The organism is Streptomyces sp. NPDC047014 (genome assembly GCF_040644195.1).
Classification (GTDB): Bacteria; Actinomycetota; Actinomycetes; order Streptomycetales; family Streptomycetaceae; genus Streptomyces.
This window is the reverse complement of record NZ_JBEYVX010000115.1, coordinates 1-16161: the sequence shown is the minus strand read 5'-3', so window position 1 is coordinate 16161 and position 16161 is coordinate 1. Positions and strand designations below refer to the sequence as shown.

At 75.9% G+C, this 16161-nt stretch carries 12 protein-coding genes and 2 pseudogenes; 6 read left to right on the top strand and 8 right to left on the bottom strand.

The window, feature by feature from the left end:
- Positions 1-94: 94 nt before the first annotated feature.
- Positions 95-535: pseudogene (locus tag ABZ873_RS31590) on the bottom strand (hypothetical protein); the annotation flags it as partial.
- 105 nt (positions 536-640) lie between these two features.
- Here ABZ873_RS31590 and ABZ873_RS31585 point away from each other — a divergent pair.
- Positions 641-973, top strand: coding sequence for a hypothetical protein (locus ABZ873_RS31585; RefSeq protein ID WP_360879397.1), 333 nt, complete (start codon positions 641-643; stop codon positions 971-973).
- On the opposite strand, the gene ABZ873_RS31580 is transcribed toward ABZ873_RS31585, so the two are convergent.
- Positions 936-1586: a MerR family transcriptional regulator gene (locus ABZ873_RS31580; protein WP_360879403.1), complete on the bottom strand. Its 651-nt coding sequence runs from the start codon at positions 1584-1586 to the stop codon at positions 936-938. The genes ABZ873_RS31585 and ABZ873_RS31580 overlap by 38 nt on opposite strands.
- Positions 1587-1659: 73 nt before the next feature.
- A complete protein-coding gene (locus tag ABZ873_RS31575) occupies positions 1660-2034 on the bottom strand; it encodes a hypothetical protein (RefSeq protein WP_360879394.1) in 375 nt (124 codons plus the stop codon).
- Positions 2035-2266: 232 nt separating this feature from the next.
- On the opposite strand from ABZ873_RS31575, the gene ABZ873_RS31570 reads away from it, so the two are divergent.
- From ABZ873_RS31570 to ABZ873_RS31560, 3 genes are all read left to right on the top strand, one after another.
- The gene (locus tag ABZ873_RS31570) at positions 2267-3343 is read left to right on the top strand and encodes an RNA ligase (ATP) (protein WP_360879391.1); all 1077 of its coding nucleotides are present in this window, start codon (positions 2267-2269) and stop codon (positions 3341-3343) included.
- A gap of 19 nt (positions 3344-3362) precedes the next feature.
- A complete protein-coding gene (locus ABZ873_RS31565; protein ID WP_360879389.1) occupies positions 3363-3791 on the top strand; it encodes an HDIG domain-containing metalloprotein in 429 nt (142 codons plus the stop codon).
- 116 nt (positions 3792-3907) lie between these two features.
- Positions 3908-4825: an NADP-dependent oxidoreductase gene (locus tag ABZ873_RS31560; protein WP_360879400.1), complete on the top strand. Its 918-nt coding sequence runs from the start codon at positions 3908-3910 to the stop codon at positions 4823-4825.
- Positions 4826-4845: 20 nt separating this feature from the next.
- Here the strand turns inward: ABZ873_RS31560 and ABZ873_RS31555 are convergent, their stop codons facing one another.
- The 3 genes from ABZ873_RS31555 to ABZ873_RS31545 all read right to left on the bottom strand — a co-directional run bounded on the left by ABZ873_RS31555 (position 4846) and on the right by ABZ873_RS31545 (position 10000).
- Entirely contained in the window at positions 4846-7725 is a 2880-nt protein-coding gene (locus tag ABZ873_RS31555; protein WP_360879386.1) for a poly(A) polymerase, read from the bottom strand.
- Positions 7712-9520 carry an RNA ligase family protein gene (locus ABZ873_RS31550; RefSeq protein WP_360879383.1) on the bottom strand — a complete coding sequence of 603 codons (1809 nt, stop codon included), beginning with the start codon at positions 9518-9520 and terminating at the stop codon, positions 7712-7714. Before ABZ873_RS31550 ends, ABZ873_RS31555 begins: the two co-directional genes overlap by 14 nt.
- Positions 9521-9598: 78 nt before the next feature.
- The gene (locus ABZ873_RS31545) at positions 9599-10000 is read right to left on the bottom strand and encodes a hypothetical protein (protein ID WP_360879380.1); all 402 of its coding nucleotides are present in this window, start codon (positions 9998-10000) and stop codon (positions 9599-9601) included.
- A gap of 295 nt (positions 10001-10295) precedes the next feature.
- Here ABZ873_RS31545 and ABZ873_RS31540 point away from each other — a divergent pair, with 295 nt between their 5' ends.
- Positions 10296-10457 (top strand): hypothetical protein, encoded by a 162-nt coding sequence (locus ABZ873_RS31540; protein ID WP_360879377.1) that lies wholly within the window; start codon positions 10296-10298, stop codon positions 10455-10457.
- 630 nt (positions 10458-11087) lie between these two features.
- Here ABZ873_RS31540 and ABZ873_RS31535 read toward each other — a convergent pair.
- Positions 11088-12260 (bottom strand): DUF418 domain-containing protein, encoded by a 1173-nt coding sequence (locus ABZ873_RS31535; RefSeq protein WP_360879374.1) that lies wholly within the window; start codon positions 12258-12260, stop codon positions 11088-11090.
- Between the two features lie 239 nt (positions 12261-12499).
- A complete protein-coding gene (locus ABZ873_RS31530; RefSeq protein ID WP_360879371.1) occupies positions 12500-14233 on the bottom strand; it encodes a VanW family protein in 1734 nt (577 codons plus the stop codon).
- Between the two features lie 74 nt (positions 14234-14307).
- Here ABZ873_RS31530 and ABZ873_RS31525 point away from each other — a divergent pair.
- Positions 14308-15471, top strand: a pseudogene (locus ABZ873_RS31525) (NUDIX domain-containing protein); the annotation flags it as partial.
- Positions 15472-16161: the final 690 nt, after the last annotated feature.

Sequence of the window (16161 nt, the reverse complement as noted above, 5' to 3'; positions counted from 1 at the left end):
GCGAGCTTGTACCAGATCGAATTGCCGTCGATGTTCTGGCCGTTGACCTTGCACTGGAGGGCGACGACCGAGCCGGTCTGCAGCTTGCCCTTCTGAGGAAGCGGCGCCCGCGCGGCCCCCGGTACAGCAGGCACACCCAGCCCAGCCCCTCCAGCACGGCCGCGCAGGCCGCCAGCCCCTCCCGCTCCTCCTCGGCCGCGCCACCGCCCGGCGGCCCCGGCCAGGTCACCTCCACCCGGCCCGGCTCCGCCCCCGCCGCCACCCGGTAGCCCGTACGGGTCCGGCGGCCCTCGGCGTCCAGGGCCGACGGGGTGATGCCCGCCGCCTCCAGCGCCAGGGCCACCGCGCGCGGCAGCGACCGTACCTCCCAGGGCGCGGGAACCGCGGCCCCGGCCGGGCCGTTGACCAGACGGCGGATCTGCAGCAGCCCCTCCTGGGCGGTGCGCAGCTCGGCCGCCCGCCGGCCGGGCTGTCCCGGCGGCTCCTCCGGGCCGTCGCCGGTCGCCGCCTCGAAGCCCTGCCCCGGTGCCGTCATCACCCATCACCCACCCGTACGCCCCGCCGATCTGAGTACGTCCTGCCCAACGGCCTGAGTATCCGCCCCGATTCCCCGGGACGCCCCCGCTGGTCGAATGGGGCCATGACTTCCGACGCCCCGCGCGACGCGGCCGCCCGCCCGCGCCTGCAGCACGTGACCACCGCCGGCTCGGCCCTGGCCGTGGCGCTGGTCCCGCTCGTGGTCGGCGTCCTGTTCGCCAAGGCGATGGCGGCCGACCCGATGACCCCGGTGAACGCCCTCATCGCGGGCGGCGGACAGCGGGCCGCCCTGCCGCGCGGCGAATGGCAGCGGCGCGGCCGCACCACCCTGCACCGGCTGCGGACCGCCCGCCACGACACGGCCCGCCGGTGCGCCCGCGCCTGCGGCCGCCGCCCCGTCAGCCCGCGCCGACCAGAGGCTCCTGGAGCTCGGTGACCCACTGCGCGGGATCCTCCGGGCAGGCGAGGGTCAGCTCGCGGGCGTACCCGGCCGAGCGGTGGCCGTGCGCGTCGATCCAGCGCGCGAGCGCCTGCGCCGTCGGCAGTACGCCGTCCATCGCGCCCCGGTGCACGACGGTCGCCGCGCGCTCCACCGCGGGCAGCGTGACGATCTCTACCGCACCGCCCAGCTGCGCGGCGCGCACCGGGCCCGCCACCGGCAGCGCGGCGTGGACGAGGACGGCGGTGCCGGGCTCCGCGCCGGGCGCGTCCTCGTAGTGGGAGAGGCCCGGACCGGCCGGGGAGATCCCCGCCTCCTCGAAGCGGCGGCACAGCTCCTCGTACAGCGGGACGATCACCCCGGTGATGTCCGCGGGCTCGAAGCTCGCGGCGGTGCCGGTCAGCCGGGCGACCCGGACGGGCGGAAGGCTCTTCACGACGATGTCGTCGGCGGGCATGGTTCCCTCGCTCTCGATGGTCCGGAGCCTCGCCTCGACCTGCACCAGCCGGGCCGCCGCGGCGGCCAGGGCGGCCTCCAGCTCGGCCTGCCGCAGTCGCAGCATGCGGACCGATACCCGGCCGTGCTTGGCGAAGTCTCCGATGGTGAACATGACGCGCTCCACTACAAGGTCTGACACAGGGAGAGGGTCAAGCTTCGCACCGGGGTCAGCGGCCCGTCCGGGATCAGCGGCCGTACTGGCGCAGGCACAGGTCGACGATCGAGGGCGGTACGACTCCGGAGCCGTCCGCGAGCGCGCACATCTCGTCCGTGCGGGGCGGCGCGGGCGGCCGCCGTCGCGGATGGCCCGCCCCGGCCGGTCCCGGCACGCGGGTGTGCCGGGGACGCGGTGCGGCCTTCGCGGTGGGCTCGGGGGCGGCGGCGGGCAGCCGCCCGAGCGGGAGCGCGTCGGCCCCGGGCGAGGGGTCCGCGGGCGCGCCCACGGGCGGTACGGAGGTCCGCGCGGGCTCCGGCGCGGGATCCCGGGGGCCTACGGAGACACAGCCGGCGCTGGCGAGGAGGGCGACGAGGGAGAGGGGCACGGCCCGGTGTAACTGCACCCGCCCACCTTGCCGCACAGCGCCCCGCCGGGTACGCCCCGCTCACGCGTCCGGGTGACACCCGCACCGCCGGCCGCGGCCCCCGGGGGAGGACGGAAGGCGGCAGGCTAGCACCGCGATAATCGCTGGACCAGCGGAAATGCCGCAACGGACAGTATCCGCAACGGCGTTCCGCAGCAGCGGGCGCCGACCCGCCCCCGTCCGTGCCACCGAGGAACCGTTGGAGCCGTACATGTCCACCCTGCGCGTCACCGCAGAAGAGCTGACCGTCCACGAGCACCCGAACGCCGACGCCCTGGAGCTCGCCCAGGTCGGCCTCTACCGGGCCGTCATCGCCAAGGGCGCCTACCGCACCGGCGAGTTCGCGCTCTACATCCCCGAACAGGCCGTCCTGCCCGCCGATCTCATCGCGGAGCTGGGACTCACCGGCCGGCTCGCGGGCGGCTCCGCCGACCGGGTCAAGGCGGTCCGGCTGCGCGGAGAGCTGTCGCAGGGGCTGGTGTGCAGGCCGCGGGCGCTCGCGGACGTGGACCTGTGCCGGGCGGCCGAGGAGGGCACGGACTTCGCGGAACTGCTGGGCATCACCAAGTGGGTACCGCCGATACCGACGACCATGAGCGGTGAGGTGGAGGCCGGCGCCGACCTCCTGCCGTGGGTGGACATCGAGAACCTCCAGCGCTACCCGCACATCTTCGAGCCCGGCGAGCCGGTGGTCCTCACCGAAAAACTGCACGGCACCGCCTCCCTGTTCACGTACGTGGCCGAGGACGGGCGCTCCCTCGTCTCCTCCAAGGGCTTCGGCGCGAAGGGCCTGGCGCTCAAGGAGGAGGAGCGGAACGTCTACTGGCGTGCGGTGCGCGGCCATGGCGTACCGGAGGTCGCCGCCGCGCTGGCCGCCCGGCTCGGCGCCACCCGGGTCGGCATCTTCGCCGAGGTGTACGGGGCGGGGGTGCAGGACCTCGGCTACGGCACGGACGTGCGCGCCGGCGACACCCCGCCCGGATACGCCGTCTTCGACGTCTCCGCCGAGATCGACGGCCGGATCCACTGGCTGGACCCGGCCGCCGTCCTGGCGGAGGGCGAGCTGCCGCTCGTACCGAGGCTGTACGAGGGCCCGTACGCGCTCGACACGGTGCTGGAGCACGCCACCGGACGCGAAACGGTGTCCGGGCGGGCCGTGCACCTGCGGGAAGGCGTGGTCATCCGGCCCGCGACCGAGCGGTACAGCCCGGTGGTGGGCGGGCGCGCCATCGCGAAGGCGGTCAGCCCGGCGTACCTGACCCGCAAGGGCGGCACGGAATACGAGTGATCACCTCTAGGGTGACCGGATGTCTGCCGAAGCCGCCCTGAACCGCGCCCTGGACACCCCCGCCGAGCCGCCCCTGCGGCCCCTTCCGCCGGGGGTGTCCGCGCTGCTGCGCACCCTCGGCGCGCCGCCCCGGCTGGCGGCCCACCTGAGGCTCGTGCACGACGTCGCCCACGAGCTGGCCGACTGGGTGAACGGCTACTGCCCCGGCCTCGGACTCGACCGGGAGGCCGTGCTGTTCGGCGCGGCCACCCACGACATCGGCAAAACCGTGCACCCCGCCGAACTCAGCGGCCCGGGCTCGGCGCACGAGCCGGCCGGCCGCGAACTGCTGCTGGCACACGGCTTCCCGGAGCGCCTGGCCCGGTTCGCCGCGACCCATGCCGCCTGGCAGGCGGAGGGGGCCGACGCGCGGCTGGATTTCCAGGCGGCCTTCCCCGTGCGGGGCTGACCGGCCGCGCCGAGCCGCCGTACCGCGGGGTGCGTGGTGGGATGGGCCGGACGGGATCCACCACACAGGGAGAGGTCGGGTACATGTCCCAGGCGGGCCGGAGCGGTCAGGAAACCATGCGGGCGATGGCGTACGAGACGTACGGCGGGACGGAGGTGCTGTCCGAGATCCGGCTCCCGCTGCCCAAGGTGGGCCCGGGTGAGGTTCTGGTGCGGGTGAAGTGCGCGGGGGTGAACCCCGTCGACTGGAAGATCATGGCGGGCGGCCTCGACCCCCTCATGGACGTGGTCTTCCCGGTCATCCCCGGCTGGGACGTGGCCGGGACGGTGGAGCGCGTCGGCATCGACTGCCCCGAGTACGCCGAGGGCGACGAGGTCATCGCCTACGCCCGAAAGGACTACGTGCACGGCGGCACCTTCGCGGAGTTCGTCACCGTCCCCGTACGCGCCCTCGCGCACAAGCCCGCCTCGCTGGACTGGGCCGAGGCGGCCGGACTCCCGCTGGCCGGGCTCACCGCGTACCAGCTGCTGACCCGGCTGCGCACCGGCAAGGACGACACGGTCCTCATCCACGGCGCGGCGGGCGGCGTCGGCTCCTTCGGCGTCCAGATCGCGGCCGCGCTCGGCGCCCGCGTCATCGGCACGGCCTCGCCGCGCAACCACGACCGCGTACGCGAACTGGGCGGCGAGCCGGTCGAATACGGCGACGGCCTCGCCGACCGCGTCCGCGCCCTCGTCCCCGACGGCCCCACGGTCGTCGCCGACTTCGTCGGCGGCGTCGGCGAGGTCACCCGCGAGGTCCTCCACAACGACGGCCGCCACGCCTCCATCGCGGACCCGAGCGTCCTCGGCTCGGGCGGCGAATGGATCTGGGTCCGCCCGAGCGCGGCGGACCTCACGGAACTGACCCGCCTGGCGGACACGGGCAGGCTGAAGGTCCCGGTGGCCCGCACCTTCCCCCTGTCGGACCTCCGGGCAGCCTTCGAACTCAGCCAGGAGGGCCACACCCCGGGCAAGATCGTCATCGAGGTGTGAGGGGTTCCGGGGGCGAGGTTTCAGTAGAGGTCCGGGACCTCGCCCCCTGCCGCCCAGGAGACGTCCACCCCGCGTAGGCCCGCCCGCCAAGGGGCGGTCACGGCTGCCAGCTCCGCCGCGTCGGGTGGGGTGGGGCCCAGGCCGATGGCGTAGTGGGTGAGGGTCGGGGTGGAGTCGAAGGGGTGGGGCCAGGCGTGGATCTGGGTGGTGCCCGCCTGCTCCAGGGCCGTGAGGAGGGCGCGGAGGCGGCCGCGGACCCGGCCTTGCAGGGCCTCGAACTCGGCTTCGGTCGGAGCCTGCACCGTGATCACCGCCCACGCCGCGTGGCGGCGGTGCAGGGGCGGGCGAGTGGCTGTTCGCGGGTGCTCCCACGCCTCGTACAGGTCCTGGGCGAGGAGGTCGCGGAAGGCTGCGGAGACCTGGGGTGTGCTGCTGCGGATCGGGGCCGAGGGGGTCAGGACCGTGAGCGGGTCCGGGGAGGGTGCGGGCGACATGGGGCGATCGAGGGTTACCGGTTCGTGCCAGTCATGGGCCGCCCAGTGCGCGAAGAACTCCTGGAGGAGGGAATCCGGGTCCAGGGCTGCCGCCTCCCGGACCGTGCGGGCCGCCATCACCGCCCAGGCCACCCCCGGCAGCCCGCCGAACGGCGCCGCGTCCAGGCCCCGGGCCCGCGCCCACGCCTTCACCCGCCGGGCCAGCTCCGCGAACGCGGCGTGATCCGCGCCCACCGCCTCCCGTACGGCCTCCGCGTCGCTCACCGCGCTCAGCGCGACCGCAGCCGCCTCGCCCAGCTCCGCCCGAAGGGCCACCGCCCGCGCCGGATCCAGCTCACCCGCGGCGACCACCACCAGGTCCACCCGTAGCGCCCCGACGCGGAAGCGGAGCCCCGGCACCCGGGCCCCCGTCACCTCGCGCGGCCGCCCCGCCTCCGGCAGCGCCTCCGTCAGCCGGTCGCGTACCGCGCCGAGATCCGGGGCCCCTGGGAGGACCGCCACCAGGTCCAGATCGGCGCCCGGCAGCGCGCAGCCCATCCCGCGCGAGCCCGCCACGTACACCCGGGCCCCGGGCAGCACCGCCCGCACCCGCGCGGTCACTTGGCCGGCAAGGGCGTCCGCTGCCGCGGCTTCCGGTGTTTGCCGCGTTTCCGCCGCTTCCGCTTCCGCTTCCGCTTCCGCCGGCGCGGCAGCGCCCGCCGCCTCCGGCGCCCACCGCACCTCGCCCGTCCCCAGCGCCACCGTCGCCCGCACCCGCATCGGGCCGTCCCCGCGCCGCGACAGCACCGCCAGCTCCCCGACCCGTACCGGCGGCACCGCCCCGATCCGCGCCGCGAACCCGGCCACCGCCCGCAGCGGATCCCGGCTGCGCCCCAGTGTCAGATGCGGGGTGTAGCCCTCGCGCCCCCGGCACCCGGGGAACCGTTCCACCAGCGCCCGCCGCAGCCCTTGCCACGGCTCCTCGCCGCCCGCCGCCGGATCCAGCCAGACCGCGGCCTCCTCGCGGTGCCCGAAGCTGTGCACCCCCTCCAGCCGCGCCTCGAACGGCGCCACCCGCGCGGCCGCCTCCGCCAGCAGCGGCAGGGCCTGCCCGAAGGCCGACTCCGGTACGAAGCCGAAGAGCAGGTTCACATGCGCGGGCCAGCGCCCTGCCTGCGGGTCGTGCGCCCGCCGCAGCTCGTCCACCGCGTCCGGGAGCCCCGCCGGCAGCCAGGCCACGGCCGTCCGCGCCGTCGCCGGCAGGTCGAGCCGCGCCGGGGTGCCGCCGGGCGCCGCGAACTCGACGGTGGCCTCCACCCCGTAGTGGTCGGAGACGAACAGCCCGTCCGCGTCCGGCACCTCCCCGCGCAGCGCCGCCCGCGTCACCCGCGCCGCCGTAGAGCCGAGCAGGATCCTGTCCAGCCGGGAGGCCCGCCCCGTCAGCGAACCCACCGCCGCCAGTGGATTGGCCGACGGATCGAAGGTGGGCGTGGCGTCGCCGGCCCCGTGTACGTCGCACCAGGCGTCCCGCATCCCCAGCGCCACGGCGGGCCCCGTACTGCCGTGCCGCCCGTCGTTGAAGTCGCCCAGCAGCGCGACCGCGGCGTCCACCCCGGCCAGGCCCTCTGCGAGCCGGGCCAGTTCGGCATCGCGCCGCGCACCGCCGTTCTCGCTGTGGTCGCTGCTCAGGTGGGTGGCGGCGACGACGAGCGGGCCCGTCGCCGTGTCCACCGTCACGGCGGTCACCGCCTTGTGCGGGCCGAGCTCGTGCAGCCCCGCCTCCCGTACCGGCAGCCGGCTCAGCACCAGCAGCCCGTACGCCGTGACGTCCCGGCCGCCCGGATCCGTACCGACGGTGTACCCCGCGCGCACCCACGGCTCGGCCAGCAGCAGATCCAGCAGCCGCGGCTCGACCTCCTGGAGCGCGATCACATCGGCGTCCGCCGCGGCCAGATCGGCCAGCAGGAGCGGCCTGCGCCGGGCGGTGGCGATGCGCGGGGCGTCGTAGCGGTCCCAGAGCGTGTTCCAGGTCAGCAGCCGAACGATGCCGGGCGCGGGCTCGTCCCGTCCGGCCCCGGTCCCAGCCCCTGGCAGCGGCTGGACCGGCCGCCAGGCGCCCTCCGCCGGATGCCACGCGTGCGCGGCGCGCGCCGTGAAGAACGGCGCCCGCAGCAGCCGCGCCTCGCGGACCCGGCCCGCGGTGGTGGAGTCGATCCGGTCGACACCGGTGGCCCGGTCCCACACCAGCTCCCCGTCGGCCTCGACGAACAGCACGCGGTGCCAGGGGATCTCCCCGCCCGGTACGAACGAGGGCAGCGGGACCCGCTTCGGCGCCGCCCCGCGCTGGAGCAGGCCGAGCACGAACCGCGCCGGATCGAAGCGGGGGTCCCAGCGGACCTGGTGGTACAGCTGCTCACTGGTGCGCATCGCGGCCTCCGCCGACGTCCGTTCCCCGGGCGGGGCCGAGGAGCCCCGCCGTGTCCTCCACGGTCCCGCCCGCGCCGATGTACCACGTACGGTGCGCCTGCCCGGCCTGCGGCGGGGCGAAGCGGCGCACCTGCGCGGCCAGCACGGCCTCGGGCACGGGGTGGGCCCGCACTCCGTTGCGCCGCCGCAGCTCCGCCTCCTCGACCAGCACCACGGCATGCGTGACCAGCGCGTCGCGGCGCCGCGCGACGGCCGCCGCCAGCGCACGCTGCCGGTCGGTGAGGGAGGTCGCGTCCCACACCACCGTCCCGCCCCGGGCCAGTGCGGCGTCCAGCCGGTCCAGACCCTCGCCCAGCACCTCCGCGTTGGCCCGCTGGTCGGCGCGTGCGCCCCGGGCGGCGCGCAGGTCGTCGAGCCCGATGTACGCCGCCACACCGGGCAGTTCGCGGCCGAAGGTGCTCTTGCCGCTGCCCGAGGGGCCGCAGAGCTGCACCAGCCGGGGAAACGATCCGTCACGCCACTGCCAGGTCGCCGCCACGGCCTCCTCCACCAGCCCGCCGCCGTCCGCTCCGTCGCTGAGACCGCGGGCCGCGATACGCCCCTGCCCCACCGCGCGCCGGGCCTCCGCCCAGCAGCGGTCGGCGGCGTCCGCGTCCAGCCCGGCCAGCGCCTCCCGCAGCCCGCCGCGCAGAGGCTCCAGGGGGTCGGGCCCGAGCAGCCCCGCCTCCTCGGCGCACAGCGCGGACCACTCCACGTACTCCCGCTCCTCCGGCCCGTCCGCGAACGCCCCCGCGAGCGCGTGCAGCACCCCGAGGTCCGCCGCGGCCGCCATCCGGACCAGCCCGATCCGCCGCTCCGCGTCGGGGAACGGCCGCGCCAGGTACGGGTACAGGCCCACCAGGTCCCCGACCTGCCGCGCGAGCCGCATCCCCGCGGGCCCCGCGGCGAGCCGCGCCGCGATCCGGGCGCGGGGCGCGTGGCGCAGCAGGGCGGCCAGGACACCGGCGAGGCGGGCGTCACCGGTGCGCCCGGCGCCGTCGATCAGGGCGGTGGCTTCGGCGATCTCGTCGGCGGTGGCCGCGTGGGGCCCGCCGATGCCGGAGCCGTCCGCGCCCACGGCGGCGGCCAGCGCCGGCCCGTCCACCTCGGCCCCCGAGCGCACCGCCCACAACGGGGCCGCCGGGCCCAGCCCGTTGGGCACGACCTCCGCGAACATCCAGTGTGCGTCCGTCTGTACGTGCCCCGGGCGCACCCACTTCGCCACACACCGCCCGAAGTCCGCGCGGGCGAAGCCGGCCACCGTCCGTACGACGTACCCCTCCTGCCGCGCGGGATCGAGCCGCAGCCGGCGCAGCGCCCGCTCGTCGAAGCGGCCGCGCCAGAGCACGCGCGGGGTGGGCACGCCGAGACCGTGCAGGAACCGTACGGTCCGGTCCCAGTCCAGGCAGTGCTCGCCGTCCCACACCGAGAACCCGTAGAACCAGCTGTCCAGGTCCTCGTAGGGGAGGGAGTGGCGGGCGTAGAGGTTCTCCCCGCAGACCCGCCACCCGGCCGGGATCCCGGCGCCGATGCGTCCCTGGAGGGCCTTGACCCAGGCGCGGGAGGGATGGTGGCCGGAGTCGAGCGAGCGGGCGTGCAGGCCGTCCGCGTACAGGGTGGTGTTCTCCCCGTCCAGCTTCTCGGTCACCACCACCTCCTGGCCGGCGAGCCCCGCCGGTCCGGTGGCCCGTACGTCGTCCGCCGAGGCCCCGGGGGACCAGGGCAGGTGGGGCGTACGGGGATAGTGGGTGCGCATGGTCCGCTGGTCCGCTCCGGGTCGACGTCGGGGTGCCCGGTCACTGTAGGTATCGGCGCGCCGCCCGCTCCACCGAATTCAGCGGCAGAGGGCGACGATGGCGGGCGAGACGGTGCCCTTGGCGGCCTCGCAGAGCGCACTCATGTCGTACGAACGCCCAGGCGCGGGGCGGGACTTCGGCGGGGCCGGGGGCCGCTGGCGGGCCTTCGCCCGGGGCGGCGGCGCCGGCGCCGGCGGCGCGGGCCGGGCCTTGCGGGGCGCGGGGGCGCGAGAGGGCTCCGGCTCCTCGGGTGCGGCACTCTGCGGCGGCGCCGACGTCGAAGAGACGGGCAACGAGCCCAGCGGCAGCCCCGGCGCGGTGTCCTCCGGGAACCCGGTCCGCGCGGCGGCGGACGCCGGCCGGGGCCCATCGGGCGCGACCTCGGGCCGCACCGTCACACATCCGGAGCCGAGCACCAGCACGGCGAGGGTCATGGGCATGGGCAGAGCCCGACGCAACTGCATCCCCCCAGCCTGCCGCACCACACCCCCTCCACCCGCCCCCCATCACACGGCCGGGTGACGCAAGCCGACCGGCCGGGGGCGGCGGACCGGCACGGATAATCGTCGACGCTTCCCCACACGGTCTCAACAGCGCAGAACCGCACAGTCGACTGCACCGACGCCTACGCCTTGACCCGTCCCTGGAACGAGGTGACGAGCCGCCCACTGGCTCCGGACGCCGCGAGACGCGAGTACTCCTCGCGGAGGCCCCGGCGCTCTACTCCACCGGGCCGTGGACCAGGGCTCCAACTGGGCGGCCGCCCTCGACGCTGACCGGGCGGCCACCCAGAACCTCGACCGGGCAGCCGCCCTCGACACTGACCGGGCGGCCACCCAGAACCTCGACCGGGCAGCCGCCAAGGACCCAGACCGGTCGGCAGCCCATGGCTCCTGACCACGCGCCCGAGGCTGCGCCCCCGTCCGCCCAGACGCAGTGCGTATTCCACCGGGCTGCTGGCCAGGGATCCGACTGGGTGGTGCCCCGAACCTCGGCCGGGCAGCCGCCCAAGACCCCGACCAGCTGGCTGCCGCTCGGGGGTGCGCCACCGTCAGCCCGCGCGCAGCGCGTGTTTCACCGGGCTGCTGGCCAGGGATCCGACTGGGTGGTGCCCAGAACCCCGGCCGGGCAGCCGCCCAAGACCCCGACCAGCTGGCTGCCGCTCGGGGGTGCGCCACCGTAGGCCCGCGCGCAGCGCATGTTTCACCAGGCTGCTGGCCGGGGCTCTGACCGGGTGGCGGTCCAGAAGCCGATCGAGTGGGCGTCCGGAACTCCGACCAGGCAGCGGGTCAGGGCGCCGGCCGGCAGCTGCCCAGAACCCCGACCCGCTACCAGCCCAGCGCTCCTGGCCTCACGCCCGCGCTGCGCCCCCGTTCGCCCGCGTGCGGCCACGCGCAGAGGGTGTGCCACCGGGCCGCAGGCCAGGGCTCGGCCGGGTGGCGGCCCTCGAATCCGCCCCGGCCGGTGACCGTGACCCGGACTGGGCGGCGGGCCAGGGATCCGGCCGGCAGCCCAGGGCTGCCGGCCTCACACCCGCCGCTGCGCCACCGCCCGCCCCCGCGTGGCCACGCGCAGGGCGTGTTCCAGTGGGCCGCGGCGGAGGGGGCTGTTGGCCCAGACGCGCTGCCAAGTCCAGGTGAGGAGCAGTGCCGTCGTGCTGAACACGATCCATGCCGACCAGGACGCCGCCCCGTGGGCCGGGCCGGCCAGTACCAGTGCGTGGACGACGTACGCGCTCAGCGCCATCGCCCCCAGTACGGTCAGCGGTCGCAGCAGCCGGGCCCCCGCCCCATGGCGCGCGACGAGCGCGCACAGGCCGATCAGGGCGCAGCCCACGCCCGCGTTGCCCAGGGTCTCCAGCGGCGTCTGGCTGTAGGGGTCGGCCACGAGCAGCCAGTCCCAGGAGGTGCTGGGTACCGCGCCGAACTGGCCGCGCAGCACCTCCCGTACCGGATCGGCGGCGGCCAGGGCCTCCGGGTGGTGCACGGCTATCGTCTCCAGCAGCCGCTGCCGCGCGCCGAAGACATGGGCGGCGAGCCAGGCCGAGCCGTACCCGCCGACCGCGGCCGCCGCGCCCCACACCGCCATCCGCAGGGCCACCGCCTTCTCCCGTACGTCGCCCAGGCGCGCGAGGGCCATCCCGGCCAGGACGTACGGGAAGTAGGTCGCCAGCGGATACGCCCCCGTGAGCAGCAGCTCGCACAGCACCACGCCGAGCCCGGACCAGCTGGTCAGATCCGCGGCCTCGGGCACCAGCCCGCGCCCGGAGGCTTCGTACCCGAACACCGGTCCCAGCAGGAACGACAGCACCGGCCCCACGACCACGGACAGCGCGGCCACGGCGGTCAGCACCGGGGTGGACAGGCGGGTGAAGGGCTCGGCGGCGAGGAAGTACACGGCGAAGAAGGCCAGGATGACCAGGATCCCGGGCCACAGGGAGGCCAGGCACAGCCCGAGCACGGCCAGCACGGCACTCCGGATCAGCAGCGGCCGCCACCGCCGGGCCCAGCCGGTGGGCTGCTGGGCGGGGTCGAGGCCGCGCTGGGCGAGGACGAGGGAGTAGCCGGCGAGGAGCGTGAAGAGGGCGGGCGCCCGCCCGTCGGCGGCGACGAGCAGATAGCCCGCGCCCTCGGGCTGCGGGCCGGGGCCGACGTGTACGGCGAACATGCCGAGTACGGCGATCCCGCGCACGGCGTCCACACCGGCGAGGCGGCCGCCGCTGGTGGGGGCTCCGGGTGCCGACGCGGCCCCCGCTCCATGAGCACTGTCCCGCCCCGGCACCGGTCCCGGCCCCGTCGCCGCCTTTGCGCCCGCCCCCGCCCCTGACCCTGCCACCGCTCCCGATCCCGCTCTCGTTCTCGTCGAAGTCACCGCTGCTGTCTTCGCCGACGGCTTGTCATCCGCCGCCGCGCCGCCACCCGTAGGGGCCGCCGGGCCGCTCACGCCTCGCACGTCACCTTGTCGCGTGGCGTGTAACGCGTCTTCATCGTCTCCCGCTTGACCTCTTTGCCGCCCTGCAGGAAGACCCGGTCGACGGCGACGTCGAAGCCCTCCAGCGGGGTCTGCGGCTCGCATTTCGGGCCCTTGCCCGTGCGGTCGGCGGGCTGCTTGATGTTCGTGCGCGGGCCGTGGTCGGCGCGTACGCCCTCGTACTTCTTCGTACCGAGGAAGGTCACCGTGATCGAGGTGTCCGTGGCCTCCGCCTGGATGTAGAGGGCCTTGCCGGAGTCGTTGGCGAAGCGCAGGTCGAGGCTGCCCCAGGCCACGGTGGCCTCGCGGCCCTCGGGGTAGCGCTCGATGTAGAAGGAGTGGGCGCCGTACTCGACGGGCTTGACGCCCGCGAAGAAGAGCGCGTTGAAGACGGTGGTGGCGACCGCCGAGACCCCGCCGCCCGAAGCCTTCTCGTACTGGCCGTTGTTGATGATCAGGCCGTCCACGAAGCCGTTCTCCTTCGTGCGTTCCCCGACCGTACGGTTGAAGCTCCAGGTCTCGTCGGGCAGTACGAGCGAGCCGTTGATCAGCTCCGCCGCGCGGCCGATGTTGGTCGTACGGTAGGCCGCGCGCTCGAAATCGACCGTGAAGGAGGACACCTTCTCCTTGATCCCGAGCCGGTCGACCGTCTCCCCGGAGAGCCGGGGCGCGGCCGCCTCGGTGGGTACCTCGCCCGTACGGGCCGCCGTATCCGTACCGGTCAACAGAGGCAACAGAGCTGCACTCAGGGCCTGTTCGGTCACCTGGCGGCCCGCCCGGCCCTCCTCGGCGACGGTGACCCGCCCGGAAGAACCGTCGAGCCGCAGCCGGGCCTCGACGGGCCCGGGGACGGTCTGCCGCAGCGGGCCCGCGAGGGCGGGATCCGCGAGCAGCGCGCCCGCGTCGACCCCGGGGACGAGCCGGCCCGCGCCGTCGTCCTTCACGCTCAGGTGCTTCGACAGCACGGCGGGGGAGAGGGACAGGCGCCGCCCGGAGACGGTGAGCGTGACGGGCGCGGAGAGGGCCGGCTCGGCGAACTCCCGCAGCGCACGGTCGGTTTCCTGCTGCCCGACCTTCGGTTCGGTACGGCGGACGGGGAGCGGGATCGGCGCGCCGCCGGGGGCGGGGTAGGCGGCGCGCAGGGCGCCCAGCGCCCCGTCCACGTCGAGACCGATCCCGGTAACCGGGGCGACGGCCTTGGCCTTGCCCTTGCCCTTCTCGAAGACGACGGAGCCTTCGCGGGCGGCGGATCCGGTGGCCTTGGCGAGGCCGTCCAGGGTGCCGCGCGCCACCCCCTCATCGAGCCGGACCACGGGCGGCACGTCGGGGTCGCCGGAGGCGAACAGCCGCCCGATCACGGTGAACGGCCCGGCTCCCGAGGGCGCGGCCCGCTCGACGGTGGCCGCGCTGTCGAGGGAGAGCCCGAGGCTGGCGGGCTGGGCCTTCTCGCTCCGCTCACCGATCCGCAGCGCGACCGGCGCGGCGGCTGCCGGCCCGAGCTCCCGGTCCAGCGTCCGGACCGCCTCGGCGCGGCCCATTCCGCCTATGGAGACGCCCCGGACCTTCGTACCGACGGCGACCTCTTCCCCGGCGAACAACAGCCCGGCGGCATACAGCCCGCCGAACCCGACGGCCGCGGCGCCCGCGGCCATGCCACCGACCCGCACCGCCGGCCGGGTGCTCCTGCGGGAGGCGCGTCGCATGTGGGTGGTTCTCCTCGGAGCGGTCCGGCGCGTGACGTTGGTCGGACCGGCGGGGTTCAGGCCGCCAGTCCGCGATGGCACGCTACCAAGGACGACATAACCAGGTAATAAGGAGGTATAGATCCGGCAAAGCCCACGGGTCCCCTCGCCGGCCGTACGCCGTAACCCCTTCCCCGCACGGCCTGTTGCACAGTCGGCGGGTCCCCCAGGGCGAACGGAGTCCAATGCCCCCTCTGACCAACCCCACCCCACCCCACACCGACCCGGGGCCCACACCAGCCCTGCTCCGTCCGGAACCACCGGGCGCGGGCGTCACCTCATCCCCGCCGCCTCCGGGGCCACCGGCCGTGGGCGTCACCCCATCCCCGGCCCCTCCGGCCGGGTGGCGCAGCCCCGGGGCGGCCGACCCGGCCCTGCGGGTCCGCGCCCTTTCCGCTGCCCGGCCCGAGGACGCGACGGCGCAGGCTCGGGCGGGCGGCGCCAACGCGACTGCTCCGACAGGTGGTGTCGACTGCTGGGACACGAAGGGATCGGATTGCGTGCTGGCGGCGGCGGACCCGAACGACCGCACTGATCAAGGTGGTTACGCGAACCGGACGGCCCGAAACCATGTGACCGACAGGCCGTCGGGCGGGCGCTCGGCTGGCCAGCTGGCCGCTCCGGCCGCGCTGGCCCCGGACAGTGCGGCCGGTAGGGCGGTCGGCCGCCCCGCCGCGCCGGAAGCGTCCGCCCACCGCAGCGACCAGTACGCGCCCGCCCCCGCCCTCCCGGCAAGCCGACCTCGTACACCGGCCTCCACACCCGCCCCCGCCCACCCCGTACACGCACCCGCCGCCCCCGCGGCCCCCGGCACCTGGATGTCCCCCGCCGAGTACGGCGCCTCCCGTGCCACCCTCTGGGTCGCCGCCGTCGTGCTCGTCACCGACACCCGCGGCCGGGTGCTCGTCCAGAGCGTCGACTACCGCTCCGACCGCCTGCTCCCCGGCGGAGCCGTCGACGCCGGCGAGGCGCCCTCCGCCGCGGCCGCCCGCGAGCTCCGCGAAGAGCTCGGCGTCGACGGGCACTGCCCCCGCGGCCTCGCCGTGGACTGGGTCCCGGCCGACACCCCCGGCTTCCCGCCCGAGATGCGCTTCCCCGGCGAGATCCTGCACGTCTACGACGGCGGCACCTGGACCCCCGACCGGATCGCCTCCGTCCGCCTCCCCGCCCAGGAGATCACCGGCATCGACTTCGCCGAACCCGCAGACCTGCCCGCCCTCATGGACCCCGCCTGCGCCCTCCGCACCCTCTCCGCCCTCCGTGCCCGCATCAACGGCTCCGGCACCGCCCTGCTGGAGGGCGGCCGCCCCACAGCCCCCACCGCCCTCGACCGGCTCGGCGTACTCCGCACCCGCCGTACCCCGCAGCACGGCGCCTGGTACGACGGGCCGGTCCCGGCGGGGAGGCCCGTACGGGACTGCTCCGCCTGGCTGTTCGCCCCGGACGGCCGGGTCCTGCTCCTCGTCGACCGGGCCACCGGCTCCGCCCGTCTCCCGCTCCCGACGGCGGGGCCCGTGGCGGACTCCGTCCCGCTCGGCTACCGGTGCACTGCCGCGGGCGAGGGTGACGGCAGCGCTGTGCATGCCTGTACCGCCGCCCGCGAGGATGACGGCGCCGCCGTGCCCACTCGTACTGCTGCCTGCGGGCGTGACGGCAGCGCTGTGCATGCCCGTACCGCTGCCCGGGAGGATGACGGTGCCGCCGTGCCCGCCCGTGCCGCAGTCGGCGAGGGCGACGGTGCCGCCGCGCGCGCCCGTACCGCTGCCCGCCAGGCCGACCGCGCCGCCGTACCCGCCCGTACCGCTGCCCGGCCGACGCCTTCCCCGCCTCCGAGTTCCCGCTCCACCGCCGCTACGACCGCGTCCTCGCCCTGACCCGGTCCGGCACCA